General features: G+C 57.5%; 29 protein-coding genes. 13 read left to right on the forward strand and 16 right to left on the reverse strand.

All coding sequences use genetic code 11. The annotated features are described in order from the left end of the window. Positions 1-455 precede the first annotated feature (455 nt). Positions 456-1,862: an MFS transporter gene (locus tag DR88_RS13955; RefSeq protein ID WP_004143698.1), complete on the forward strand. Its 1,407-nt coding sequence runs from the start codon at positions 456-458 to the stop codon at positions 1,860-1,862. Between the two features lie 40 nt (positions 1,863-1,902). On the opposite strand, the gene DR88_RS13950 is transcribed toward DR88_RS13955, so the two are convergent. The 5 genes from DR88_RS13950 to DR88_RS13930 all read right to left on the reverse strand — a co-directional run bounded on the left by DR88_RS13950 (position 1,903) and on the right by DR88_RS13930 (position 8,194). Beyond that, positions 1,903-2,217, reverse strand: a complete 315-nt coding sequence (locus tag DR88_RS13950; RefSeq protein WP_004180041.1) for a PTS lactose/cellobiose transporter subunit IIA — start codon at positions 2,215-2,217, stop codon at positions 1,903-1,905. Between the two features lie 236 nt (positions 2,218-2,453). Next, entirely contained in the window at positions 2,454-3,335 is an 882-nt protein-coding gene (locus tag DR88_RS13945; protein WP_002906016.1) for a LysR family transcriptional regulator, read from the reverse strand. 149 nt (positions 3,336-3,484) lie between these two features. After that, entirely contained in the window at positions 3,485-5,788 is a 2,304-nt protein-coding gene (locus DR88_RS13940; protein ID WP_004148477.1) for an FdhF/YdeP family oxidoreductase, read from the reverse strand. 315 nt (positions 5,789-6,103) lie between these two features. After that, the gene (locus DR88_RS13935; RefSeq protein ID WP_004148478.1) at positions 6,104-7,021 is read right to left on the reverse strand and encodes a bestrophin family protein; all 918 of its coding nucleotides are present in this window, start codon (positions 7,019-7,021) and stop codon (positions 6,104-6,106) included. A 249-nt stretch (positions 7,022-7,270) separates the two neighbouring features. Next, the gene (locus DR88_RS13930; RefSeq protein ID WP_004214054.1) at positions 7,271-8,194 is read right to left on the reverse strand and encodes a cation diffusion facilitator family transporter; all 924 of its coding nucleotides are present in this window, start codon (positions 8,192-8,194) and stop codon (positions 7,271-7,273) included. Between the two features lie 49 nt (positions 8,195-8,243). Here DR88_RS13930 and DR88_RS0125840 point away from each other — a divergent pair, with 49 nt between their 5' ends. Both DR88_RS0125840 and DR88_RS13925 read left to right on the forward strand, forming a co-directional pair. Next, positions 8,244-8,426 (forward strand): hypothetical protein, encoded by a 183-nt coding sequence (locus DR88_RS0125840; protein ID WP_004143707.1) that lies wholly within the window; start codon positions 8,244-8,246, stop codon positions 8,424-8,426. Beyond that, positions 8,416-9,102, forward strand: coding sequence for an ABC transporter substrate-binding protein (locus tag DR88_RS13925; RefSeq protein ID WP_032443888.1), 687 nt, complete (start codon positions 8,416-8,418; stop codon positions 9,100-9,102). The genes DR88_RS0125840 and DR88_RS13925 overlap by 11 nt, the downstream gene beginning before the upstream one ends. Position 9,103: 1 nt before the next feature. Here DR88_RS13925 and DR88_RS13920 read toward each other — a convergent pair whose 3' ends face one another. From DR88_RS13920 to DR88_RS13905, 4 genes are all read right to left on the reverse strand, one after another. Beyond that, entirely contained in the window at positions 9,104-9,973 is an 870-nt protein-coding gene (locus DR88_RS13920) for an oxygenase MpaB family protein (protein ID WP_004176040.1), read from the reverse strand. A 104-nt stretch (positions 9,974-10,077) separates the two neighbouring features. After that, entirely contained in the window at positions 10,078-10,509 is a 432-nt protein-coding gene (locus DR88_RS13915; protein ID WP_002906030.1) for an OsmC family protein, read from the reverse strand. Positions 10,510-10,632: 123 nt separating this feature from the next. After that, positions 10,633-10,779, reverse strand: a complete 147-nt coding sequence (locus DR88_RS30725; protein WP_002906033.1) for a hypothetical protein — start codon at positions 10,777-10,779, stop codon at positions 10,633-10,635. Between the two features lie 15 nt (positions 10,780-10,794). After that, positions 10,795-11,199 (reverse strand): YdeI family stress tolerance OB fold protein, encoded by a 405-nt coding sequence (locus DR88_RS13905; RefSeq protein WP_002906035.1) that lies wholly within the window; start codon positions 11,197-11,199, stop codon positions 10,795-10,797. 144 nt (positions 11,200-11,343) lie between these two features. Between DR88_RS13905 and DR88_RS13900 the strand changes: the two genes are divergently transcribed. From DR88_RS13900 to DR88_RS13890, 3 genes are all read left to right on the forward strand, one after another. Next, a complete protein-coding gene (locus DR88_RS13900) occupies positions 11,344-11,847 on the forward strand; it encodes a hypothetical protein (protein WP_025861972.1) in 504 nt (167 codons plus the stop codon). Positions 11,848-11,855: 8 nt separating this feature from the next. Next, positions 11,856-12,302 carry a DUF421 domain-containing protein gene (locus tag DR88_RS13895; protein WP_004148482.1) on the forward strand — a complete coding sequence of 149 codons (447 nt, stop codon included), beginning with the start codon at positions 11,856-11,858 and terminating at the stop codon, positions 12,300-12,302. 318 nt (positions 12,303-12,620) lie between these two features. Next, complete coding sequence (locus DR88_RS13890) at positions 12,621-13,616, forward strand: SDR family oxidoreductase (RefSeq protein ID WP_004148483.1); 996 nt, start codon at positions 12,621-12,623, stop codon at positions 13,614-13,616. Here DR88_RS13890 and DR88_RS13885 read toward each other — a convergent pair. From DR88_RS13885 to DR88_RS0125845, 5 genes are all read right to left on the reverse strand, one after another. Further along, positions 13,613-15,238 carry an alpha-amylase family protein gene (locus DR88_RS13885; protein WP_004148484.1) on the reverse strand — a complete coding sequence of 542 codons (1,626 nt, stop codon included), beginning with the start codon at positions 15,236-15,238 and terminating at the stop codon, positions 13,613-13,615. The genes DR88_RS13890 and DR88_RS13885 overlap by 4 nt on opposite strands. Before the next feature lie 39 nt (positions 15,239-15,277). After that, the gene (locus DR88_RS13880; RefSeq protein ID WP_025861971.1) at positions 15,278-15,460 is read right to left on the reverse strand and encodes a hypothetical protein; all 183 of its coding nucleotides are present in this window, start codon (positions 15,458-15,460) and stop codon (positions 15,278-15,280) included. A 16-nt stretch (positions 15,461-15,476) separates the two neighbouring features. After that, positions 15,477-15,983 carry a ferritin-like domain-containing protein gene (locus tag DR88_RS13875; RefSeq protein WP_004151243.1) on the reverse strand — a complete coding sequence of 169 codons (507 nt, stop codon included), beginning with the start codon at positions 15,981-15,983 and terminating at the stop codon, positions 15,477-15,479. Positions 15,984-16,006: 23 nt separating this feature from the next. Then, the gene (locus tag DR88_RS13870) at positions 16,007-16,222 is read right to left on the reverse strand and encodes a hypothetical protein (RefSeq protein ID WP_004143717.1); all 216 of its coding nucleotides are present in this window, start codon (positions 16,220-16,222) and stop codon (positions 16,007-16,009) included. Positions 16,223-16,587: 365 nt separating this feature from the next. Beyond that, on the reverse strand, positions 16,588-16,773 hold the full coding sequence (locus tag DR88_RS0125845) for a con-10 family general stress protein (RefSeq protein ID WP_004143718.1): 186 nt from the start codon (positions 16,771-16,773) through the stop codon (positions 16,588-16,590). A gap of 655 nt (positions 16,774-17,428) precedes the next feature. On the opposite strand from DR88_RS0125845, the gene DR88_RS13865 reads away from it, so the two are divergent. Together DR88_RS13865 and DR88_RS13860 are read left to right on the forward strand one after the other, a co-directional pair. After that, complete coding sequence (locus DR88_RS13865; protein ID WP_004151242.1) at positions 17,429-18,343, forward strand: SDR family oxidoreductase; 915 nt, start codon at positions 17,429-17,431, stop codon at positions 18,341-18,343. 196 nt (positions 18,344-18,539) lie between these two features. Next, positions 18,540-18,785: a YmjA family protein gene (locus tag DR88_RS13860; RefSeq protein ID WP_002906114.1), complete on the forward strand. Its 246-nt coding sequence runs from the start codon at positions 18,540-18,542 to the stop codon at positions 18,783-18,785. Positions 18,786-18,852: 67 nt separating this feature from the next. Here the strand turns inward: DR88_RS13860 and DR88_RS13855 are convergent, their stop codons facing one another. Continuing rightward, a complete protein-coding gene (locus DR88_RS13855) occupies positions 18,853-19,746 on the reverse strand; it encodes a LysR family transcriptional regulator (RefSeq protein WP_025861970.1) in 894 nt (297 codons plus the stop codon). A gap of 113 nt (positions 19,747-19,859) precedes the next feature. Between DR88_RS13855 and DR88_RS13850 the strand changes: the two genes are divergently transcribed. Both DR88_RS13850 and sra read left to right on the forward strand, forming a co-directional pair. After that, the gene (locus tag DR88_RS13850) at positions 19,860-20,711 is read left to right on the forward strand and encodes a Vmh family MBL fold metallo-hydrolase (RefSeq protein ID WP_004184172.1); all 852 of its coding nucleotides are present in this window, start codon (positions 19,860-19,862) and stop codon (positions 20,709-20,711) included. 177 nt (positions 20,712-20,888) lie between these two features. Further along, positions 20,889-21,029, forward strand: coding sequence for a stationary-phase-induced ribosome-associated protein (gene sra, locus DR88_RS13845; protein ID WP_004143727.1), 141 nt, complete (start codon positions 20,889-20,891; stop codon positions 21,027-21,029). Here the strand turns inward: sra and DR88_RS30730 are convergent. Further along, positions 21,026-21,154 (reverse strand): hypothetical protein, encoded by a 129-nt coding sequence (locus DR88_RS30730; RefSeq protein WP_002906122.1) that lies wholly within the window; start codon positions 21,152-21,154, stop codon positions 21,026-21,028. The two genes, sra and DR88_RS30730, sit on opposite strands and share 4 nt — an antisense overlap. A 56-nt stretch (positions 21,155-21,210) precedes the next feature. Between DR88_RS30730 and DR88_RS13840 the strand changes: the two genes are divergently transcribed. The 3 genes from DR88_RS13840 to DR88_RS13830 all read left to right on the forward strand — a co-directional run bounded on the left by DR88_RS13840 (position 21,211) and on the right by DR88_RS13830 (position 25,908). Then, a complete protein-coding gene (locus DR88_RS13840; protein WP_002906125.1) occupies positions 21,211-22,908 on the forward strand; it encodes an NAD-dependent malic enzyme in 1,698 nt (565 codons plus the stop codon). 180 nt (positions 22,909-23,088) lie between these two features. Further along, complete coding sequence (locus DR88_RS13835; protein WP_025861969.1) at positions 23,089-23,796, forward strand: hypothetical protein; 708 nt, start codon at positions 23,089-23,091, stop codon at positions 23,794-23,796. A 396-nt stretch (positions 23,797-24,192) separates the two neighbouring features. Then, on the forward strand, positions 24,193-25,908 hold the full coding sequence (locus tag DR88_RS13830) for an ABC-F family ATP-binding cassette domain-containing protein (protein WP_004148494.1): 1,716 nt from the start codon (positions 24,193-24,195) through the stop codon (positions 25,906-25,908). Positions 25,909-25,932: the final 24 nt, after the last annotated feature.

Raw genomic sequence — 25,932 nt, forward strand, 5'->3', positions numbered from 1 at the left:
CTCAATGGCGCATAAATTATTGAGGGAGGCAATCCGGAACTGAGAGATTGCTGCCCGCCGGGACGGCAAGCAGCGAAATGATCGCGTTAGCTTGCCGGAAAATCGCAATAAGGGTGACTGTCCAACGTATGACTCCTGAATAAAAGTGGGCACATTATAGCCCGGGGTAATGATGGGTAAAGCACGAAAACGCCGCCGGTGACGATTCGTTTAGTTTGTCTTTCGCGGTTCCTGCGTGGCGTGACATCGCCAGGCGACTAAAATGCCGTCAGCGGTGATTTACTTCAATTCCGTCGCTGGGATGCGGCGAAAACCAGCATGAATATCAACTTTATGTCTCCCCAGCGCGATCTTACGCTAAAGAATGTCGCTAAGGCTAAGGATTAAAAATTTAAAACTATTAACAATCAATTAACATTAGCGGGCAAACCATTCTTCCTGAGGAACACAACACCATGTCTACCACCCAGGTTCTCGGCGAAACGCCCTATGCTTCGCCAGGACAACCGCACGCCAGCTTAACCGGACGCATTGATGCGCTGCCCGCCTCATTTGGGTTATGGTCGTTTATTACCCTGCTCTCACTTGGCGGCTTCTTTGAGCTCTACGATCTCTTCCAGACCGGGTATATCAGCGCGGGCCTGCTGGCGGAGGGCATTTTCCACACCGGACAGGCGGGCATCTTCGGCATCGCCGACCAGGCGGCCTTCGCCTCCGCCACCTTTATGGGGCTGTTTATCGGCGCCAGTCTGCTGGCGCCGCTGGCGGACAAACTGGGCCGCCGCCTGACCTTTATGGTGGCGCTCGCCTGGTACGGTCTTTTTTCGCTGCTGATGGCGACGCAGAGTAGCGCGGAAGGGGTGATCTTCTTCCGCTTTCTGGTGGGGATCGGCCTCGGCATTGAGCTGGTGACCATTGATACTTACCTCAGCGAATGGGTGCCAACCCATCTGCGCAATAAAGCCTTTGCCTTTGCCTTCTTCATCCAGTTCCTCTCGGTTCCGGCGGTGGCGCTGATGTCCTGGATGCTGGTGCCGACCACCCTGTTCGGCCTCAGCGGCTGGCGCTGGGTGATCATCTTTGGCGCACTGTTCTCGCTGGCGATCTGGTTTATCCGCAAAAAGCTACCGGAGTCAGCCCGCTGGCTGGAAAGCAAAGGGCGGCATGATGACGCGCATACGGTGATGTGTGAGATGGAAGCCCGCTGCGGCCTGACGCCGTCGCCGAAGCATGCGCATGCGGCACAGAGCGTCGTCAAACGCGGCACCTTCCGCGAAATCTGGGCGCCGCAGTATCGGCAGCGCACCCTGATGCTGATGGTGATGAACTTCTTCCAGGCGATCGGTTTCTTCGGCTTTGGCAACTGGCTGCCGGCGCTGCTCTCCGGTCAGGGCGCCAGCATCACCCATAGCCTGCTGTACGCCTTCTTTATCACCCTCGCCTATCCGCTGGGCTGTCTGTTCTGCACCCGCTTCGTGCATCGCTTTGAAAACAAGTGGCAGATTGTCCTCTCCGCGCTGATGACCGTTATCTTCGGCACCCTGTTCGCTCTGCAAAACAGTCCGATCCTGTTGGTGATCTGCGGGTTTATGATCACCTGGTCCAACGCCTGGCTGACCATCAGCTACCACGCCTACCAGGCCGAGGTCTTCCCGACCCATATTCGCGCCCGCGCCGTCGGCTTCTGCTACTCGTTCAGCCGGCTCTCGACCGCGGTGACCAGCATTCTGATCGGCATTATTCTGCAATACGCCGGCACGCCGGGAGTAATTAGCTTTATCGTCGTCAGTATGCTGATGGTGATGCTGTCGGTGGGGATCTTCGGCCCGAGAACGCGGGGCATTCGTCTGGAGAATATCTGATGGCGGTCGCCGCCGAGGGTGCCGGCGGCGACATATTTTATCAGTTGCGATGTTGCAGCTGGCGCTGAACCTCAATAAGCTCCGCGATCAACTCCCGCGCAAGCATAGAGGTCATTATATGATCCTGGGCATGTACCAGAATAAGATTAACCGGTACTTTGCCACAGCCCTCATCCATACCGATAAGCATGGTTTGTACATCATGCGCGCGTTTTGCGGCATCTGCGGCGTCCTGCATCAGCCTGTCAACGTCCTGCCACACTCCTTTTCTGGCGGCTTGCAGCGCCTGCATCGCCAGACTGCGGGACTCACCGGCGTTAATGATGAGTTCCATGACGGTTGCTTCCATATCCATACGGTTTCCCTATTTGTTGAGTGAATGACGGCTGTTGCCATAGTTAATATTTGTGATGTGTACTGCAGGAGGGATAAAAAATTGTCATTAAGGCTTGTAACTTCTGGACAGCATTAAGCGGCGCCGCAATACCACTTTTACCAACGGTCCAGCATCACCGGGGCTATATTGACACTCTCCCATCAGAGGGGCGTTTAGGCATTTTAGTGACAAGCCGCCAGGTCTGCGGCCCGGCCTCAGCCAAATATCCCCTGCGCCTCGGCGAAGCATTTTTCCGCCAGGGTCGAGACTGGTTCCTGCTGGCGCATAATCAGCGCCAGCTGTGAATCAACATGGGTTTCGGCGATCGGCAGAATTTCAAGATTATCGCTTAGCGCTTCGAGGCCGTTGTTAAGCGGCATAATGGCGCAGCAGATCCCCGCCTGCACCGCCTGGATAATCTGAAACGTCGAATCACTTTCAAAGACATACCTTGGCGTTAGCCCTTTGGCCTTAAAGCTGATTTCAATCGATTCCCGGTAATACATCCCCTTGGTCAGAAAGCCGAGGGGCAGCGTCGCCAGCGTCTCCCATCCCGGCGTCCCGGCGCTGAAGTCGAAATGGCGTTTATCGTGCAGCAGTCCCATCCGGGTTTGCGGCAAGCGAGCAATCTTGAACTGACCTTCATCCAGATGCTGCAGATAACAAATCCCCAGATCCAGCTGATTACGGCTGACGCCATCGATAATCTGCTCCGAGGTCATCGACAACAGGCTGAACTGCAGCGCCGGATATTTCTCCGCCAGGGGTTTAATCAACTGCATCGGATTGAGGCTCGCCAGCGGCACCATACCGACCCGCAGCTGGCCGACCATCTGCCCGCGACAGATGGCCGCCTCTGCCGCCAGGCCGTCATGAGCGGCCAGCACCGCCCGCGCCCAGGCCAGGATCCGCTCTCCCTCCGGGGTAAAACCTTCAAAGCGTTGGCCGCGCTGGATCAGCGTCAGGTTCAGCTCCTCTTCCAGGTTACGAATGCGCATGGAGAGCGTCGGCTGGGTAATATGACAGGCCGCCGCCGCCTGGCCAAAATGGCGCGTCTGATCGAGCGCGATCAAATACTTGAGTTGCTTAATATCCATTCTCTTTCCCGTTTGAACCCCGCCGTTCACCCCCGGGGCCGCGCAAAGGTTACCAGAATGTTAGTTTCGCTAGCGATAAATTCAAGCGAGGACACCACGAGGTGCTGCGGGGCGCAGGACGGCGCGACGCCGCTCTGCGCTATACCTTTTTAGCGCCCCCCGGCCAGCGGCGGACGGATCTCTTTCGAGCGCAGCGTCAGGCGAACGGGAACCGACTTATACGAAGGGGTGCCGCTCTCTTCATCGAGATAGTTCAGCGGCACCAGCACGTTGGCTTCCGGATAATAGGCGCCGACGGTGCCCGGCGCGATGCCGTAGGCCACCACCGTGATATCTTCCAGCGTCAGCTCGCTGTCTGGCAGCGCGGTATGGATATCCACCCGATCGCCATGCTCCAGACCCTGGGCGGCCATATCCTGCTCGTTCATAAACAGCACGTCGCGGCGGCCAAAGACGCCACGGTAGCGGTCATCCATCGCGTAGATGGTGGTGTTGTACTGGTCATGACTGCGCAGCGTCACCAGGCGCATCACGTCCTCACCCTCCACCACCACGTTCTCATGCACCCCTTTAAATACCGAGAACATGGCTTTACCGGTGGCGGTAGGCCAGATGCGCTCGGTCGGCGGCAGCGGCATGCGGAAGCCTCCAGGATGGCGAATGCGCTGGTTATAATCCTCGAACCCAGGAATGGTCTGTTCGATCAGATCGCGAATGCGATCGTAGTCTTCCACGAGGTACTGCCAGTCCACTTTGCTGGCGGGCAAGGTGGCCTTCGCCAGACCGGCGACAATCGCCGGCTCCGAGCGCAGCATCGGCGAGGCGGGCTTAAGCTTGCCCGACGAAGCATGCACCATCGACATCGAATCCTCGACGGTGATCGACTGCCGGCCGCTGGCCTGCAGGTCAAGCTCGGTGCGGCCCAGACACGGCAGAATAAAGGTCTCTTTCGCCGTCAGGAGATGTGAGCGGTTGAGCTTGGTGCCGACGTGAACGCTGAGCTCAAGGCCGCGCATCGCCGGGAAGGCGCGTTCGTGGTCCGGCATCGCCACGGCGAAGTTGCCCCCAAGGCAGATCAGCGCTTTGGCTTCGCCGGCGATCATGGCCTCCAGGGCTTTTACCGCATCGTGGCCATGATGCCGCGGCGGCGTAATCCCCATCACCCGCTGCAGGCTGTCGAGGAAAGCCGCGGAGGGTTTTTCGCTGATCCCGACAGTGCGGTTACCCTGGACGTTCGAGTGACCGCGCAAAGGACAGATCCCGGCCCCCGGCTTGCCGATATTGCCGCGCATCAGCAGCAGGTCGGCAATCAGACGCACGTTGGAGGTGCCTTTGTTATGCTGGGTGATGCCCATACCGTAGGTGACGATGGTGGCCCTGGATTTGGCGTAAGCCGCCGCAACCTGGGTCAGGGATTCGCGCGTCAGGCCAGACTCCTGCTCGATATCCTGCCAGCGGGTGGCGTGGAGGTCATCGGCGAAGGCGGTGAATCCCTGGGTATGTTGGGCGATAAACGCGTGGTCGAGCACATTGCCCTGTTCCTCCTCCAGCTGCAGCAGCGCTTTGGCGATCCCTTTCAGCGCCGCCGCGTCGCCCCCGGCCCGTACCTGGTAGTAGGTCGAGGCGATCGGCGTCGAGCGCCGGGTCGCCATCTCCATCACGTTCTGCGGATCGGCAAAACGCTCCAGCGCCCGTTCACGCAGCGGATTGAAAACGATAATCGGCACGCCGCGGCGGGATAGCTCATGCAGGGTGCCCATCATCCGCGGGTGGTTGGTGCCCGGATTATGGCCGATGGAGATCACCAGCTCGGTCTGGTCAAAATCGTCGAGGGAGACGGTGCCTTTACCAATGCCGATCGACTGTGGCAGGCCCACGCTGGTGGATTCATGACACATGTTGGAGCAATCGGGGAAGTTGTTAGTGCCATACTCGCGGGCAAACAGCTGGAACAGCCACGCCGCTTCGTTGGAGGCTCGGCCAGAGGTGTAGAATTCAACCTCATCCGGCTGCAGGCCGCGGAGGATCTCGCCGATACGGGCGAAGGCTTGCTCCCACGCCACCGGACGCAGGGTATCGCTGTCCCGGTCGTAAACCAAAGGATGGGTTAAGCGGCCGTAGCCCTCCAGTTCAAAATCGCTTTTTGCCAGCAGGGAAGATACGGTATTTGCCGCGAGGAATGCGGGCGTCACCCGTTTGGTGGTCGCCTCCCAGGTCACGGCTTTGGCGCCGTTTTCGCAAAACTGGAAGGTCGATTTATGTTCTTTATCCGGCCAGGCGCAGCCCGGGCAGTCAAAACCGTCCGGCTGGTTGGTACGCAGCAGCGTGGCGGGCGCCTCAAAGGCATCCATCTGGGTGCGCACGGCGATGGCCGTGGCCTTCAACGCGCCCCACCCGCCTGCCGGACCGTCATAGGGGTGAACACCGGGAACCGCGCGTCTTTTATTGGTCATCTCTTTACTCCTGCTGCTCTGTTCTGGCTGTCGCTAGCCGAAAAAGGCGTACGACAACCCCGGCGACGAAGCGTGAATCGCATGGCGTCACCTGAAAAGAATGCTGTTTCTCAAGGATAGTACGATGGGAAAGCGTAGGTACTGCGTTTGTTAACTGAATAATAACATACACCACAATTCTGTATAATTGATGTTATCTATCAGGTGTTAAATTTAACTTATTTGCAAATTTTGCGGTTTTCACCGCGGTGCTGTGACGGATAAATTACTACGGAAAGTGATGACCGGGCAGCGAAACCGCCCGGTGGGCCAGGCTCAGGTCAGATTGAAGTAACGATCCGGACGCAGCGTCTCCGGCAGCGGATGCTGACCGGTCATGTCGAGCAGATTGCGCTCGATGGTATTGCACATCGCGTTCAGCGGCAGGTCATTGGCTGCGGTGCCGAACGGATCTTCCAGCTCTTCCGCCAGCGAATCCCACGATAAAAAGGTGTAAGAGATAAAGACCGAGACAAACGGCGTCATGTAGTGCAGATCGCCGACCAGGGCGAACGGCAGCAGCGTACAGAACAGGTAGACGGTACGCTGCAGGATCAGGGTATAGGCGAAAGGCACCGGGGTGGTGGCCAGCCTTTCACAACCGCCCAGCACGTGCGCCAGCTCGTCGAGTTTGTTGTCCATCAGCCCGTAAGTGATGTCGCTGAGCTTGCCCGCCTCCCGCAGCTGGCCAATTTCGTTGCCGGCCAGCAGCAGGATCCGGTTGGTGGGCATTGAGCTGGCGAGGATCTCCGTCACCCTCTCCTCCGGTAGCAACCGCCGCAGGTCAGCCGTCGGATCGGTTTTGCGCAGCTGGTGCTTCAGGCTCCAGCTAAAGGCCACCAGATAGCTGACGATGCGGCGATGGGCATCGTGTTCCGCCGGCAGGATATTGCGCAGCTGACGCACCAGCGTGCGTTCGGCGATAAGCACCGTCCCCCACAGATTGCGCGCCTCGACGAAGCGGCTGTAGCTGGCGCTGTTGCGAAAGCCGAGGAAAATCGCAATCGCAATCCCCAGCAGGCTGAACGGCGCCACGGTTAAGTGGATCCCCAGCTGTTCGTACCATTGATAGCTGATAATGGCGATGATCGACATCAGCACATTTAGCAGCAGGCGAAAGATGATTTTCGACAGCACGGAGCCGTGCCAGTCAAATAGGCGAAGAAACCAGTGTTGTTCTGGCCGAATGATCATTGTCTGACTTCCTGAATTACCGCTCTGGTCATTATCTCTGAATACAGAATAGAGATTATCTATGAGCCGATTGGTTTATTTTATCGTTAACTGCGATGGGCAGATCTGCGCCATTATTTAGCGATGGTAATGGCGTTTTCAGTATGGGCCTTTTTTATATTTCAGGCAATCAATGCGCCAGCAATAATGGCTCAGAAGAAAAAATAACCGCTGAGCCAATTCATTTTTCCGCTTAGGCTACCGGGTGTATCAGACCGCTTTCGTCAACCCCTGCGCTTCGCAGGGATCGAGATGCACCATCACATTAAGCACCGGATGCTGCGCCAGCACCCGCTCCCGCGCGTGACGGGCAATCTGATGTCCTTCGGCTACCGACATCTCGCCAGCCACCTCGAGATGGACATCCACCAGCACCAGATCCCCCGCCTTACGGGTTTTCAGATCGTGGAGGCCCGCCACGCCCGGCGTGGTTCGCAGCGTATCGGCGATCGCCTGCTGCATCTCTTCATCAACCGCACGGTCCATTAAATCATGCAGCGCGCTGGCGGCGAAACGATAGCCCATGCGCGCAATCAGCAGCCCCACCGCCAGCGCGGCGAGCGGGTCGAACCAGGCGAACCCGGCCAGATTACCGATAATCCCCAAGGCCACCACCAGGGAGGATGCGGCGTCAGAGCGGGCATGCCAGGCATTGGCGATAAGCAGCGACGAATTCAGCCGCCTGGCGGCCGCCAGCATATAGCGAAACAGCCCCTCCTTGACGGCCAGCGCCACCAGCGCCATCCACAGCGCCGCGCTGTGCACCGGCGGAATAGTTTGCGGTTGCGCGAGATGGCCCGCCGCGGACCATAGCATGCCACCCCCGACGAGCAGCAGAATCGCGCCGATGATTAGGGAGGCGCCGTTCTCATAGCGCCAGTGGCCATAGTGGTGATCGTGGTCAGACGGTCGACGGCTCTTTTTATTCGCCATCAATACCACGCCATCGGCGACCAGATCGGAAAAAGAGTGCATTCCGTCGGCAATTAATCCCTGAGAGCCGGAAAATATTCCCACGACTACCTGTAAGGCAGAAAGGAAAATATTAACCACCACGCTAACAAGGGTACTCTTTCGCGCCTGCACCGAACGCTCATGATATTTATTATCATTTTCAAAATTATGTTGTGTCATTATTTCTCTCCCTTTGTGAGCGGGAAGAATAAACTGACAAACTGAGTTTATGCTTAACAATATAAAAGCCATTGCCTTGCCGTTTAACGATATCGCGGCGGTCGGTAATGACTATTTACTGTATGTGCCGTTGGAACGCTGCAACCTTGCGCCTATGAACTATCTTTTGAAGGGTGGCCACAGGTCGGGCCACTTTAGCTTAGCCACCACAGGAGTCAGCGATGTCACATAACAAACCATCCCGGCTGCGTTTCGCCATTAATCTGGGCAATGCGGTCCTGGCCCATCTCGGGGAGACAGGAAAGCCCGCGGGCATCACCGTCGAGCTCAGCCATCGGCTGGCGACGCGCTGGGGCGTCAGCGCCGAATTCGTTCCCTATCCTGCCGCGGGTAAAGTGGTGGCTGACGCCGGTGGCGAGCACTGGGATATTGCCTTTCTGGCCATCGATCCGGCGCGGGAAGCCACCCTGCGCTTTACCTCGCCCTATATCACCATCCAGGGTACCGCGCTGGTCAGCGTTGATTCGCCCTGCCAGAGCGTGGCCGACATGGATCGCCCGGCAACCACCATTAACGTCGGACAAAACGCCGCATACGATCTATGGCTAACCCGCCATCTGCAGCACGCCAGCCTGCATCGCCTTCCCTCTTCGCAGGAGGCAATCGACGCCTTCCTCGCCGGTGAAGGGGATATGGTCGCCGGCATCCGCCAGCCGCTGGAGGCGACAGCCCGTCAGCACGCCGGGGTGCGGGTACTGGCGGATAATTTTACCGAGATCCAGCAGGCCATCTGCGTCGCCCGGGCGGACGTGGACCGTTTTCACGCGGTAAACGACGCGCTTAGCGAGTGGCGGGCGGATGGCATTCTGCAGGCGCTGATTGCCGGTCACCTGGGCCAAGCGAACTGAATCACGCCTCCGTCATCCGGCGCATGGCGCAATGCCAGGCGCCGTTGCGTACCGAGGCGCGCAGTACGCGGGCCACGCCATGCACCATCAGGCGCGTCGTGCGCCGCTGCAGCGGCGTGAGCGACAATCCCAGCATCTCCTGCGCCCATTCCGGCAGGAGGTCAATTCCTGCGTTCATCATCACCCGGCCGACCGGCTGGCTCATCCGCCCCGGCAGACGGGTGGAGAGCAGCACCTCGGCGACCTCCCGGGTACGTTCGTCGCAGCGCAGTCGCGGGCGCATCGCCTCGAGATAGTCCGCCACCTCCTGCGGTGTCTGAGGGATATCCCGAGCCCCCAGCCGCCGGGCGATTTCCGCCGACTCACGAAAATAGTCCTCCTGGCGCTCGGGACTGACCACCGTCCGCTTGTAGCGCAGGTGGGAGGCCATAAAGCAACTGCACTCGGCGACGTGCACCCAGGTTAACAGCGCCGGGTCGCTCGCCTGATACGGGGTTCCGTCCTTATCCACCCCGGCGATCCGCTGATGGATCCCCTGTACTTTGGCGATCAGCCGTTCGGCGTCGGGGGTAGTGGCAAAAGTGGTGGCAGAAATAAACTGGCTGGTGCGGCGCAGGCGGCCCAAAATATCCTCGCGAAAACGAGAGTGATCCCAGACGCCGGCCAGCGCCAGAGGATGCAGCATCTGCAGCAACAGCGCGCTAATGCCGCCGCAGAGCATCGAGGTAAAATCGCCGTGCACCTGCCAGATGGCCGACTGGGGACCAAACAGCCCCGGCTCTCCTTTGGGTCGTTCAAAGTCGATCTCTTTTAGCGCCATGCCGGTCAGGCCGAGCACCTGCGCCTCGATCATCCGGCGAATGCCGATCATGATGGTATCCCTTACGTGCAACTAAAGGACAAAAGATACCACTGTTGGACAGCATTGGGAGAGATATTGCGGAAAGAGTGCCCGCAGCACGCGGGCACGACGGCTTACGGATTCAGCTGGTAATCGAGGGTAATGTTGGCCTTCAGCACCTGCGATACCGGGCAGCCTGCTTTCGCTTTCTGGATGATCTCATCGAACGCCGCCGGAGACACGTCCGGCAGGACGATCTGGCTTTGCAGCGCGATATCGGTAATCGCAAAGCCGCCGTCGGTTTTATTGAGGGTGACCACTGCGGTAGTGTCAATAGACGTTGCGGTATATCCCTCTTCGCTGAGCATCAGCGACAGGGCCATCGAAAAGCAGGCGGCATGTGCAGCGCCGATCAGCTCCTCAGGGTTGGTGCCCTTCACCCCCTCAAAACGGGTGTTAAATCCGTAGGGCTGCTGGCTCAGCGCCCCGCTTTCTGTCGACACGGTGCCTTTGCCATGCTTCAGGTCGCCTTCCCAGTGCGCTAGCCCTTTCTTATGAATCGCCATTTGATTCCTCCTGTAGTGATGTCGAACAAAAAGTATAGTGCGTGATGCCGAAGCTGCGTCTTTTCGCAGCCTCTGGCTCCCACGTTCCCCTGGTTTTCGTGTCGTTGGTGACGCAGGGTGACGCTATCGGCCATCCTGCGGATGCCAGGGATCGGATTTGTCATCCTTGCTGTCGTCCCGTTTACGCGGAACTTCGCCCTGCTCCCCGGGCGCCTCACGGGCAGGTTGCTTACCGCGCTCTTCGTCTTGCGAGTGAGAAAAGGTGCTCATATCGACGTGCTCCGCTTACTTAGGCGACTGCTTGAGCAGACGATCGATTCGCACGACCGGCGGCGTCATTTTGCGATCCAGACTGCCGTTGATATTGACCAGATCGTCTGGCTCTACGTGTTGTTCGTTAAACGCGGCGACCGGGATAATAACGGTGATGGTGCCGCTTTTATCACGAAACTGATAACGGTCATCTCCCTGCCGCTTGAGCAGATTGCCGCGCAGCGAAACGGTCGCGCCATCGTGCATGGTTTTCGCCTGCTCAACGGTCATGATCCGGCCATCCTCGACGCCGCGATAGCCGTCATCGAGTTTGTGCGGCGGCGGCGGCGCTGCATCCTGGCTAAACCCTCCCTTATCGTCCGCCTGCGCGACACCTACGGCAAACAGACATGCCATGGCCAATGCTAGTTTTTTCATCATGCCTCCGTTTTTTGCTGACGATGAGAATAAAGCCTGGCTGAGGCTGGCCATTTTTACAAAGTCAATTGTTCTGATATCGTCTAATATAAGAATGTCCTTATCGTTACGCTCCTGGCGAAACGAAACGCGGGGAAAATATTAATGATTAAGAATCAACAGCCTTGTCCTATCGTCGATGAGAATGAACGCTCCTTACGCTTTGAATATCGCTTCCGCCGCTATGGGATAATTGTTTTGAGTCTCATCATTCTTACCGCGTTAAGCGGCCTGTGGTCCTCCGGTTATTTCAGTGAAGCACACCGGGAAACCAGTGGAGGCGAATTAAGCGTCGATTATCAGCGCTATGCCAGGCTGATGAGTGAAACCGAGCTTAATATTCAGATTAAACCGGATACGGCCAGCGACACCATTATCAGCTTCGCCGCCCCGTTATTAACCCGCTACCAGATCGGTGATGTCCGTCCGCAGCCGGATAAAATGTATAGCGCCGACGGGAAATTACATCTCGTCTATCAGCGGTCGCCCCCCCCTTCACCGATATCTGTGTGGTTAGCCGTTACCCCAAAAACGGCCGGTAATATCTCCCTGCAGGCGGTAGTTAACGATCGCTATTCTGTAACCTGGCAGCAGTTTGTCTATCCGTAGGAGTCGCTATGGAAATGGTCCTTAGAGCCGCAGCAATCTATCTGATCCTGTTGATTATTTTTAAGATTGCCGGCAGAAGAACCCTGATGCAATTAACCAACTTTGACCTGATACTGTTGCTGATTATCAGCGAAGCCACCCAGCAGGCGATGCTCAGCACAGACTATTCGGTTACCGGGTCGATGCTGACTATCGTTACCCTGGTTAGTATTGATATTTTGTTCGGCTATATTAAGAAAAAATTTGCTCAGGCAGAAAATTTTCTCGATGGTACGCCGGTTATCGTGGTGGAAAATGGTGCTGTCATCGACGAGAAGATTAAGCTCGTCAATATCTCTGTCGATGATATCCTGCTGGCGGCCAGGCAGCACCATGGCATTTATGAATTGAAAGCGATCAAATTCGCTATTCTCGAGCGTAACGGCCAGATATCCATTATTCCTGAGCAGGAATAGTATCGGCTTCGCTATTTATCACGCTCCGGTTGTTTATCACCTGATTCCGGAGCGCGAGTGGCGTCATCCTCTTCTTTTTCACCGTTAACAACGTTCAACATTAACATTTTTCCTCCTCGCTGGTTGTCAGGGATCCTACAAATTATAGAACGCCTTCGCCGAAGTATGCAGGATCTGCCGAAACTAACCAGGAGATGCCGCCTGATTCACATTGCGCTTATTCCAGGATATTTCCCACCTCGTCATTGCCATTGGTGAGAAATAATTAACCGATCCGTACAGTCAATATTGTGAAAGCCAAAACATAATGAGGTCACTATGTCTGTGATGGTTATTACCGGTGGAACCGCGGGAGCGGGCAAAGCTACCGCGCTGCGTTTCGCCCGCGCTGGATATCACGTGGCGCTGATCGCCCGAGACGAAACGGGTTTACAGGAGACGCAACAGGCCTGTGAACGGTTTGGCATTAAAACGCTGGCTATTAGCGCCGATGTCGTCGATGCCGGGGCGCTGCAGCGCGCCGCCGCCGAGGTGGAAACCACCCTCGGGGCAATCGACGTCTGGATCAACAACGCCATGACCACCGTGCTGGCGCCCTTTCGTCAGATGAGCGAGGAGGAGTTTCGCCGGGTGACGGAGGTGACCTATCTCGGGTACGTGAACGGCACCCGCGCAGCGCTGGAGGTCATGATCCCCCGGGATCGGGGGGTGATTATTCAGGCCGGCTCGGCGCTGGCCTGGCGTTCAATCCCACTGCAGTCGGCTTACTGCGGAGCGAAAGCGGCGATCCGCGGCTTTACCGATGCCGTGCGAACCGAACTGATGCATGAGAAAAGCCACATCCAGTTGACCATGGTGCAACTGCCGGGGATGAACACCGCCCAGTTTGGCTGGGCGCGAAACAAAATGGATCAGGCCATGCAGCCGGTGCCCCCGGTCTATCAGCCGGAAGTCGCCGCCGAGGCTATTTACAGCGTCATCCAGCGCCCGGTCAACGAGCTGTGGGTCGGAAAAAGCACCATCCAGTCGATCCTCGGCCAGGTCTTCTTCCCTCGCCTGCTCGATCGGCTGATGGTGAAAAAAGCGTGGGAGGGACAGTTTACCGGTCAGCCAAAGTCGTCAGACCAACAGGACGACCTGTTCACGCCGGTGCGCGGCAATCATCCGGGCCACGGCCCCTTTAACGATGGCGCACGGCGTAAAGCAGTCACCATCAGCGCCGATCTCCCGGGTAAAGTCGCCGCCGGCGTCGGGGTAGCGGTGGCGACGATGGCGCTGCGGGCGTTGTTCCGTCGTTCCGGAAAACGGCGCTAACTCAGGCTGCGGCTGAACCAACGGTAACCATACCCGGAGAGTGCCAGCCGCGCATCTTTCCCGCCGTGCAGGCCATCCTGATAGAGCTTATCTTCCAGAATTGGGCTCCAGTAGCCCTCGGCCAGCGTCGGGAGCAGGACCTCTACCGCCTGCTGGCTGCAGTTGGCCAGCATCAGTACCTCCCGCGATTCGCTGCGATAGAGCAAGCCCAGCACCGCGTCGGGCTTTAGGGTAAGGAGAGTAAAAGGGAGGGATCCCGGTTCAGTATATTCCGTGCGCGCCAATACCATATTGCGTACCCGATGCAGCAGCGACCTGGGATGGCGCAGCGCCGTTTCGACATTGATCCGTTGGTAGCGGAACCGCCCGCTGGCCACCGGTTTTACCGGCAAATCATCCCGCGCCGCCCGGGAAAAGCCGGCGTTGGCCGCGGCCGACCACTGCATCGGCGTTCTGACCGCGTAACGCTCCGGTAAGGAGAGATCATCACCCATGCCAATCTCGTCGCCATAGCGCATCACCGGCACGCCGGGCAGCGCCAGCAGGATAGCATGGGCTAACGCTATGCGTCGGGTATCGCCGTCCAGCATCGGCGCCAGTCTTCGGCGTACGCCGCGCTGGTAAACGGACATCGATTTATCAGGGGCAAAGGTGCGGATAACCTGGCGCTTGTTGCGCTCGCCAATCCCCTCAAGATCCAGTTCATCATGGTTGCGCAGCCAGTTGACGAAGCAGCACCCGTCCGGCGGGGTCACCATCGCCTGCAGGGCCTTCACCACCGGCGCGGCGCGCTGCTGCGCCAGGCTGAGGTAGAGGTATTTGTTAAGCCAGAAATTAAGCACCATCTGCAGCCGATCGCCCTGGCCGAAATAATGACGGTAATCTTCTACCGCGACGTCCACTTCCCCCAGGAGTATCGCATCGGGATTGAGGCGCTGTACAACCTGCCGGAGATGGGTCAGCAGCGGGTAGCCGCGCGTCTCGTCGCCCTTTCCGGCCTGCTTGACCAGATGTGACGCGGCATCGAGACGAAAGCCAGACACCCCAGCCTGCAGCCAGAAGGTGATAATGTTTTCGATTTCAGCGATCACCGGCGGATGGGCGAGATTCAGGTCGGGCTCGTGGTGATAAAACATGTGGCGATAATATTGCCCAGCCTGTTCGTCCCAGCGCCAGACGCTCTCCTCAACGCCGGGAAACATGGGAGGATCGTCGTTTTCCGGCGGCCGATTGGCCCACAGATAATACGGCCGCCACGGCGACCGGGGATCGCGTCGCGCCGCCTGGAACCACGGGTGCTGCGCGGAGGTGTGCTGGATCACCAGCTCAACGATCACCCGCAGTCCCAGCTCGCGGGCGCGGGCAATCAGCTCAATCACGTCAGCGATAGTGCCGAACCGCGGATCGGGCTGCAGATGATCGCTGATATCATAGCCATCATCCTGCAGAGGAGTGAGATAGAACGGAGTCAGCCAGAGCACCGTCGCTCCGAGGCTGCGAATGTAGTGTAGCTTTTGGCGAATGCCCGCGAGATCGCCAAAACCATCGCCATTGGCATCATAAAAGAGCGAACTGTCAACCTGATAGATGACCGCTCTGTGAAACCACTCTTCCCGTTGCATCACTCTCACCTCGCGTTCTGCCCGTCCCTGTCAGCCGCCTCAGCGCGATCCGGACCCCGCCCCGGCCTTCGCGCGCGGTTTGCCGACAGGCGATACGGGATTGCGTTCCGCTGGTAGCATCCTGTTCGCTACCGCGTCCACCAGCGCCTGCTGCCTGGCGGTTAATACCAGCGGAACCTCTTCCTCGGCGGCGAGGAGCGCGATGGTTTGCCGTTTGACCATAGCGTTCTCCGGCGGCTTAATGCCCGGCCTCAACGCCAGGCATATCGGTATCCATAAGATATTGCCCGGTCAGCGCTGGCAGATAATGGAGCAGCCAATCAGCCATTCCTCTCTCTTCAGCCAGGATACCCTCCAGTGTATGCATCGCGCTGTGGTCGCCTACTCTTTTCGCCGCCGTTAATAAAGCGGTATAGCAGGCGACCTCAAAATGGGCAAAAACGTAGGCAGTGATAATCACTTTAATAACCTCATCACCGGGCAGCATGATGCCAATGGTCTGTCCTAACGCCGCCACCCGGCTCATCGCATCCTTCAGCGCAGAGCGGGAAATATGGTTGCGGGCGATGATATCCTGCAGGGCGGACAATTGCCGTCGGGTTTCATAGAGATGTTGTTCAAGGCGGGTGCGTAACTGCGGTTCATTATCGAGGCGTCTGATGGTGGCCACCAGCAGCGACTCAGCCTGTTTTTCCATGGCATGCGCATCGCGAAGCCAGTTGTGATAATTTTCAATATCCGTCATATACACCTCTGATCATTAACCTTTTATTTTGACGTGGAATCTTCACTCTCTTCCGCCGCCTGGTCAGCTCGCGCTGCGCTATATCCGGATAAATGGCCAACAATATTGGCATAAATACTGATGAGAATGACCCACAGTACGCTGTCTTTCCACCAGATTAACGAGGGTATCGCCAGACCCACCCACATAACGGCGGCGACAAGATGACAGCGCTTAATAAACACTGGCGTCAACTTCATTTTATTACCTTAGGACCGAACAATATTGAGCGACCATTTTATCGACGCTCTGACCGCAGCATCAGGCGCTAAACCTTACGCTGAAAATGTCTTTCTTTTGCCTAAGCATAAAAAAGAAAACAGCGTTGCGTATTGTCCCGTTCCGTTATTTTCTGTCTTTACCGTCCGGCTAATTTATTGCCGCTGCGGCCGTCTTTTATTGCTAGTGATGCGGCGATTTCCTCCTCACCTTTTAGTTTCCCCACATCGCGGATAATGAATGTCGTTATAGATAAATAAACCCTGAATATGCAGAAACCTGCGGACCATCTGGCCCACAGGTTTTGTCTCAACGCCGATTTGTCGGCGTCACAGCTCATCAGTCGCTAGCTGTCACCGGATTTACGGCCGCCGCCATGACTGTTCTTACCACCCTTCTTACCGGCTTCGGATGCACGCTCAGGATCATTTTTAAAGTTCCCGCCGCTGTGCTGTCCGCCTTTACGCCCGGCTTCGGATGCTTTCTCACGATCTTCTGCAAAATTACCTGAACCGCCTCTATGCTCTGCCATAATTTTCACCTTTGGTTTGATCAATATCGGTTGGTAAATGGAAAATGACCCTGTTACAAATCATCGCCCTCGATATCTAACACTAGAGGAATGCCTGCAGGAGTCAAATTAATTTCAGATACCCATCCGCGCACTGACAAAATAAAGCTTTACTAACGAAGCGGTAAGATAAAATATACCTCACACAACTCCTTTATTTGACGTAGGTTATGTTCACCGGCGGGTAAAACAGAATCGTCCAACGGCCGTTTGTAAAAAAATGCAAACGATTTAATGAATAAATATTTCTTTATCTCGCGGAACACAACCCCAGGAATATTACCCCTAAAGAGGTATAATCTTATAGGCCATGATTTGCGAATGAACATCTTCATCGTTTATTCAGGCAGCACCTTCATCGTAACTCGAGAAAAAGATCATGCGCGTTACGAAAATAGCCCTCGGTCCTTGATTAAGGATGGAATAATCCTAATTTAACGTCAGCAATAATAACGCAACGCTATCCCCCGAAATACGCCAAGGATCAGTCGGTTAAGGCATACCGTTACGCCTACGGTTGGCCATTGACTGCGATGTTGCGAGTCATTCAGGGGCTGTCGCCAGGAGAAGCTGACCTATTCTTAGAGCTGGCCCGTTCTGTCTGAAGGAGATGACTATGCAAGATGAAAAACCGCCAATGAAGAAGTTACCCACCTCCATGTTGCCAGAAGAGACGGCTCCACGTCCGGAGTTCCCGGAGCAAGAACAAACCCCGCCGGGTCTGGATGCGGAAATGGAGCCATCCCCGGACCACGGTGAAACCAGCTACACCGGCTCCGGGCGACTGGCCGGTAAGAAAGCGTTAATTACCGGCGGCGACTCCGGTATTGGCCGTGCGGTGGCGATCGCCTTTGCCCGCGAAGGTGCCGACGTCGCGATAAACTATCTGCCCGAAGAGCAAAAGGATGCGGATGAAGTTATTGCCCTGATCAAAGCCGAAGGGCGCACCGCGGTCGCCCTCCCGGGTGATATTCGCTCAGAATCCTTCTGCCAGTCGCTGGTGGCCGACGCGGTGGAACAGCTGGGAGGTCTGAGCATCCTGGTTAATAACGCCGGGCGTCAGCAATACTGTGAAACCCTTGAGGAACTCACTACCGAAGATTTCGACGCTACCTTTAAAACCAACGTCTACGCGCCGTTCTGGATCACCCGCGCCGCACTGCCTCACCTCCAGGCCGGAAGCGCGATTATCAATACCACCTCGGTGCAGGCGTATAAACCCAGCCCGATCCTGCTCGATTATGCGCAGACCAAAGCCTGTCTCGCGATCTTCACTAAATCGCTGGCTAAACAGGTGGCGAAACGAGGCATTCGCGTGAACGCCGTAGCGCCTGGCCCTTACTGGACGGTGCTGCAATCCAGCGGCGGCCAGCCGGACGAGAAGGTGAAACAGTTTGGCAAAGACACGCCGATGGGGCGCCCGGGGCAACCGGTAGAGATCGCCCCGCTGTATGTCACCCTGGCATCCGATGCCTGCTCATATACCTCCGGACAGGTGTGGTGTTCTGACGGCGGGGATGGTGTGGTCTAAGCCTCCCGGCATACCGACGCGCGCCAGCGCGCGCCGGTATTTTCCCGGCCAACCCTTGCGGCTATATACTGGCCCCTCGCCTCCCGGTTGCGGCAATTTTTTCTTTCCTCCACTCCGCTACTCTGGCCGCATGCTATGATGTCCGCCCGCCGCTGTGCGCTAACCCTGGCCCCGACGCCACCCCTGAGGACGACAGATGAGTAATGACATCCCCCTGAAATTTTATGACATCGTGGACGAATACGAGACCGAAGCGGCTGCGCCGGTAAAGGATGAAGAACGCGATGCGCTGGCGCGCTATTTCCAACTGCTGATTGCGCGGTTAACTAATAACGAAGAGATTGACGAAGAGGCGCAGCGAGAAATGGCCCGCGAGGCGGCCATTAACGAAGACCGCATTGACGATATCGCTAATTTCCTTAATCAGTGGGGCAACGAATAAAGCTCAACGTCAGCCTACCGGCGGAATTGCCTTCCGCCGGTGCTGTCGGGGCGCGAAGCGCCAAGACTCAGCCGTGGCCAGTCTCCTCTCCCAGACGCCTCTGCAGCGCATCAAGAAATAGCGGTAATCCGTCAGATTGGTAGTCGCGGGAAAGATAGATGCCGTAAACGCTCAACGCCTTTGGCGTCCACTCCGGAAGCACCACCTCCAGCGTGCCGCTGGCAATCGCGCCCCGGGCCTCCAGTTCGGGAAGCATCGCAATGCCGCACCCGGCAACCGCCGCCTCCAGCAGCAATGAAGATATCCCTGCGCTCAGATTACCGTTCACCGCCACCGACGCTTCCCGCCCCTGCGCATCGCTGAACTGCCAGTGCTGGCTGGCGAAATGGCTGTATAGCAGGCAGTTATGTCGTTGCAGATCGTCGGGCGTCGTCAATGGGCCATGCTGGCGCATCCAGCCCGGCGCGGCGCAGAGCAGCGAACGGCACACTCCGAGGCGACGAGCGATGGCCCCCGCCTCCGGGTTGTCGGTAATGCGAATGGCCACGTCGATACGCTCGCCGATCAGGCTGACCGGATGGTTATTGATATCCAGCTCCAGGCGCAGTAGTGGATAGCGGGCGAGAAAGTCCGGCAGCAGCGGAGAGATCAGCTGCATGGCGGTAAAGTGCGCGCAGGCGACGCGCAGTGTGCCGCTGGGATCGGCCCGCTGACGCTCGCCGGCGATTTCATCGGCGATCCGCGTCAAACCGCGGGTCTTGAGCAACACCTTCTCCCCGGCCGGGGTCAGCGTCAGCCGCCGGGTTGAGCGATGGATCAGCCGGGCGCCGGCCCAGCTCTCCATTTGTTCCAGATAGCGGCTCACCATCGGGCGCGACATCCCCAGCGCCCGCGCCGCGGCGCTAAGACTTCCCAGCTCGCAGATGCGCAGATACACCTGCGCAGCAATCACCCTGTCCATCACTCCCCCTGATCTGCACGTTTTATGAAACTCAGCATCTCTTGTTTCAGGAATTTTATCAAATAGCGAAATCCGTACAATGGAACGCATTCACCTGTTACTGAGAATAAATCATGAAATTATCTGCCCTTGCTGTTGCTACCGCCCTGTTCAGCGGCGCGGTCTTCGCGGCGCCTCTGACGCTGCAAACTTACAACCCGCAGGAAAAAGGACTTTTTGCCGTCAACTCGACCCTCGTTTCCGGTCCGCATGAAGCGGTACTTTTCGACGCGCAGTTCAGCGTCAAAGATGGGGAAAAGCTGGTGGAGATGATCAGGAAAAACGGCAAACCGCTATCGCGGATTGTGATCACCTCTGGCGATCCGGATTTCTATTTTGGTCTTGAGCCGCTGGTAAAAGCCTTCCCGCAGGCGGAGGTGGTCGCCACGCCGGAGGTCGTCAAACATATTGCAACCACCAAAGCGGCCAAACTGGCGTACTGGGGCCCGCAAATGAAAGACGGCGCGCCGACGCAGGTGTATGTCCCGCAGGCGCTGGAGGCCAACAGCTTTACCATCGATGGCGAGAAAGTGACCATCATGCAGCCGCATGACTACGCGGCGTTCGTCTGGATCCGGGCGAACAAAACGATCCTCGGCGGCACCGGCGTGGCGTGGGGTATGCATCTCTGGACCGCCGACACCCAGACGCCGGCCAGTCGTCAGCAATGGCGTAATACGCTGGACCAGATGATCGCCCTGCACCCGCAGCGGGTGATCCCGGGCCATTATCTCGGCACCCCGCCGGAGGGAGACAGCGCGGTGCGCTTTACAAAAACTTATCTCCAGCAGTTCGAGCAGGCGCTGAAGACGCATTCGGATTCGGCCGGGGTGATCAAGGCGATGGAGGCACAGTGGCCGGGCCTGGCGGAGACCAGCTCGCTGGAGTTAAGCGCCAAAGTTAATACCGGTGAGATGAAGTGGTGACCCCTGCGGCGCGCAAGGAGGACTGTTCTTAATCTGGCTCCCCAGGGTTGCTATTACCGAGAAAATGGACCACCCTACCTGTGGCCGCACAAAAAACGCGCGGCCGACTTTGGGTTACATTTCATCCGGTCATTACCGGGTTTGCCCTTGAAACCAGAACAGGATAAAGGAGTCAGAATGAAATCGAACCATCAGGCACGTCATCTTCTCGGTCTGAACTATAAGCTTTCCCGGCAGAAAAAAGTGGTGCTGGAAGGCGATGAAGAAACCACCATCAACCACATCCATGCTACCGGCCGCAAACGCCGCGGTGGTTAATTTTCAGCCTGAGTGATGATAAACAACACCGTCCTGTTGCCAGGATGGTGTTTTTTTATGGCAATTGACTGCTTGTTTACCCGCTTGAAGACCTTCTGCTCTATACTCTGCCCGCTGCTTTCCACCCGCCCTTCGCTTATCGCCGCGCCGGGACTGTGGTCATGATCAAGGAGTTAGTGCGATGCAATTTACCCATAAGAAAAACCGTTCCCTGTACATCCCCTACGCGGGTCCCGTTCTGCTTGAATTCCCCCTGCTCAACAAGGGAAGCGCCTTCAGTATGGAAGAGCGCAGCAATTTCAATCTGCTCGGCCTGCTGCCGGAAGTGGTTGAAACTATCGAAGAGCAAGCGGAACGCGCCTGGATCCAGTATCAGGGATTCAAAACTGAAATCGACAAACATATTTATCTGCGTAACATCCAGGACACCAACGAAACCCTGTTTTATCGCCTGATCGGCAACCACCTTGAAGAGATGATGCCGGTTATCTATACCCCGACGGTAGGCGCGGCCTGCGAACGGTTCTCCGAGATCTATCGTCGCGCCCGCGGCGTCTTTATCTCCTACCAGAATCGCCATAACCTTGACGACATCCTGCAAAACGTCCCGAACCACAACGTGAAAGTGATTGTGGTCACCGATGGCGAGCGCATTCTCGGCCTCGGCGACCAGGGGATCGGCGGAATGGGGATCCCGATCGGTAAACTGTCGCTGTACACCACCTGCGGCGGCATCAGCCCGGCTTACACCCTGCCTATCGTGCTGGACGTCGGAACAAACAACCAGCAGCTGCTCGACGATCCGCTGTATATGGGCTGGCGCCATCCACGCATTACCGACGACGAGTACTATCAGTTCGTTGACGACGTGATCCAGGCGATTAAGGCCCGCTGGCCGGACGTGCTGCTGCAGTTTGAAGATTTTGCGCAAAAGAACGCCATGCCGCTGCTCAACCGCTACCGCAATGAAATCTGCTCGTTTAACGACGATATTCAGGGCACCGCGGCGGTGACCGTCGGGACGCTGATCGCCGCCAGCCGCGGCGCCGGTAGCCAGCTGAGCGAGCAAAAAATCGTCTTTCTCGGCGCGGGTTCGGCCGGCTGCGGTATCGCTGAACAGATTATCGCCCAGATCGTCCGCGAAGGACTCAGTGAAGAAGAGGCCCGCCAGCGCGTGTTTATGGTTGACCGCTTCGGCCTGTTAACCGACGGCATGCCTAATCTGCTACCGTTCCAGAACAAGCTGGTGCAAAAGCGTGAGCAGCTGCAGAGCTGGGATACCACCAGCGAGGCGCTGTCCCTGCTGGACGTAGTGCGCAACGTGAAGCCGAACATCCTGATCGGCGTCTCGGGTCAGCCGGGACTGTTCACGGAAGAGATTATCCGCGAGATGCACAAGCACTGCCCGCGGCCGATCGTGATGCCGCTCTCCAACCCAACCTCACGGGTGGAAGCGACGCCGCAGAATATCCTGAGCTGGACCGACGGCGAGGCGCTGGTCGCCACCGGCAGTCCATTCTCCCCGGTTACCGTGAAAGGCAAGCAGTATCCCATCGCCCAGTGCAATAACTCCTATATCTTCCCGGGTATTGGACTGGGGGTGATCGCCTCCGGCGCGTCGCGGGTCACAGACGAGATGCTGATGGCTGCCAGCGAAACCCTGGCGCAGCACTCGCCGCTGGTCAACAACGGCGAAGGTCCGGTGCTGCCGGAGCTGAAGGATATCCAGACCGTCTCACGGGCAATTGCCTTCGCGGTCGGCAAGGTGGCCCAGGAGCAAGGCGTGGCGGTGAAAACCTCCGCCGAAGCGCTGCTGCAAGCGATCAGCGATAATTTCTGGCTACCGGAATATCGCAATTATCGCCGCACCTCGATTTAATCGCTGTCACCGGGTCGAAATAGCGGCCCGGTTATTAATAACGTCAGAATAATACCTCCAGCCACAGAAACGTTCTTTTCGCCCATATTCATTCATCGTAAAAATATAAAACGGATAGCATTTGCCGCGCGCCCTCCGCTGTGCAAAATAGTTGCCTCTCCTCTCACAACGGAATGTGAAATGCAAAAATTAACCCCAGGCGCGAATAAAGCGAATGCGATTCTGATCCGTATTGTCTTGTTTCTTATCGGCGGTATCGCCATCATCACCGGAATGTGCCTCTTCAGCGGTGATATGTGGATGCTCACCCCGCGGGCGGAACAGTATCAGCCCGCCACCGGCGATCTGGTGGATGTCGTCATCTATGAACCGAGTAAATTTTTCTTCGCCCTGCTCTACGTGTTTATTATTACCCTGGTCTGGCTGCTGGCGGTACGTAAAATCCCCTGGCGGCCGATACAGCATCCTATATTAGCGCTGATAATACTGATTGCCGCCGGGATAGTTATTCTCCTCCATCCGGAGGTCACACCCGGACGAGATGCCAGTATTCAGTACGGTAAACACAACATTTCTTACACTGCCATTTTCTGGAGCAAAACGAATTCAGATCGACATGTCACTCAACCCTCTAAATATGAAATTTTTGTTGAAGCGAAAGATCCCCGCTGGCTTATCGACAGAAACAATCTTGGCCGCGCCTGGCGCTGTGAAGTCAAGCGGCATACCCAGTTTTACACCCTGTCATTCAATGAGGGCTGGTTTCCGGACGGCGATCCGCAGGTCATGGCCCGCCAGTGTACTCAGGTAAGCGATCTGAATGCGCTCAGTGAAACGGCAATCATGATTGCCCGCCCGATCGCCACCGTCCCTGTGGAGGCACCGTAAATGAGCCAGCAAAAAATGGTTCTGCAACCAGGTTCTGGCAAACACATAAGCCCTCTGCGCCAACCCGGCTTCGTAGACAAAGGCGGCGCAGGTGACAGCTGGCGGGTCCCCCCTGCCAGTTTTGTCACTGGCGCGCTTTCCCTTTCCCCACTACACTGCCATCACCCATCCACTTACTGAATAAAAAAGGAGGCCCCCCATGCTGTATTGTGAAATGTTTATTGTTTCACATGCCTTAGGCAATTGCGCCAGCTCAAGCGTTATCGGTATCGTGCTGCGATAACTATGGCTTGAGCGAAGACTCTTCACGCAACCCCTTCTCTCCGGCTTACCGGGTTATCGTCAGCGAGTTTTGACGAGGCATTTGCATGCCTGTAACTCTTGAGTAAGTTGACTATGAGTACTTTACTAACTGCCCATGCGCTCCACGTGGAGACGGCTTTTGGGCCGCTGTTTAACTCCCTCTCCTTCACCCTGAAGAAAGGCGACCGGATCGGTCTCATCGGCCATAACGGTTGCGGCAAAAGCACCCTGCTGCAGGTGCTGGACGGCACCCTCGCGCCCACCTCGGGCAGCGTCTCGCTTGCCGGTCAGTGTCTGATGGCCCGCGTTGAACAGCATCTGCCGGAGGCGCTGCATACGCAGTCGCTGCTGCAGGCGGTGCTGGCCCCATTACCCGCCGACGCGCGGGAAGCACAGCGCTGGCTGGCCGAGCGCCTGCTGGCGCAGATGGGCTTTACCCCGGCGGTGATGGAGCAGCAGACCGCCACCCTGAGCGGCGGCCAGCACACGCGTCTGCTACTGGCCCGGGCGCTGATCCGCCAGCCTGATCTGCTCTTGTTGGATGAGCCGGGCAACCATCTCGATCTGCCCACCCTGCTGTGGCTGGAAAGCTTCCTGCAAACCTGGCAGGGGAGCTTCGTACTGGTGTCACACGACAACACCTTACTGGATGCTGTAACTAATGCGAGTTGGATCCTCCGCGACCAGACGCTACATTGCTTCGCCTTGCCCTGCAGCGCTGCCCGTCAGGCACTGCAGGAGCAGGATGAAAGCGCCGCGTTACGTCATAAGGCGGAGCAAAAAGAGATCGACCGGGTCAGCGCCAGCGCCCGGCGGCTGGCCACCTGGGGTCGGGTCTATGACAATGAAGATCTCGCCCGCAAAGCCAAACAGATGGAGAAGCAGGTCGCCCGCCTGAAAGACGAGCAGACCGAGCTCAGCGTCGGCCCGCCGTGGCGCCTGGTGTTACAGGGGGACGCCCTGCCGGCCGACCGCCTTTTGGAGATGGACACCCTTCCCGTCTTGCCCGCGCCGGGTCAGCCATCCCTCTTCACCACCGGCGTGGCGCGCCTGCGCAGCGGCGATCGCGTGGCCATCATGGGACGTAATGGCGGCGGCAAATCGTCCCTGCTGCGCCTGCTGTGGCAGCAGATGAACAACGCATCGCCTCTCCCGGGGCTGCGCCTGCATCCCCGGTTGCCCCCCGGCTACTATGACCAGACGCTGGCGCAGTTGCCGGACGAGGCCAGCCTGCTCGAGGCCCTGACGCCGTTTGCCCCGTCGGCGGACACCCGTAAACGGGCGCTGATCGCCGCCGGGTTTGGCTGGGCGAGACATAGCCAGAAGGTCAGCACCCTCAGCGGCGGCGAGCGATCGCGGCTGCTGTTCGTTGGCCTGTCGCTGGCGCGCTACAGTCTGCTGCTGCTGGATGAACCCACCAACCATCTTGATATGGAGGGTAAAGCGGCGCTGGCGCAGACGCTGCGCGATTACCCCGGCGGCGTGCTGCTGGTCAGTCATGACCGCCAGCTGATTAGCGAAAGCTGTAACCGCTTCTGGCTGATTGACAGCGCCGGGCTAACGGAGTGGCACAGCCTGGAGGAGGTCTATGCCCGTCTGCAGGCCGTGGCGCCCGCCCCGGACAGTCGGCTCGCTTTGCAGAGTACACCCGCCGGGGCTGACGATGATGAGGAGGCGCTGCTGGCGCGGCTGATTGACCTGGAGCAGTGGCTGGCTGACGACATGGCCCGCAAGCCAAAACATCAAAAGCCGTCACTGCAGGCACAGTGGCAAGAGGAGATTGCCCGCCTGCTTAACCAACTGACGTAATCTCCATGTCCCCCCACCGGCTAA

It is taken from the genome of Klebsiella pneumoniae, from assembly GCF_000742135.1.
Lineage (GTDB): Bacteria > Pseudomonadota > Gammaproteobacteria > Enterobacterales > Enterobacteriaceae > Klebsiella > Klebsiella pneumoniae.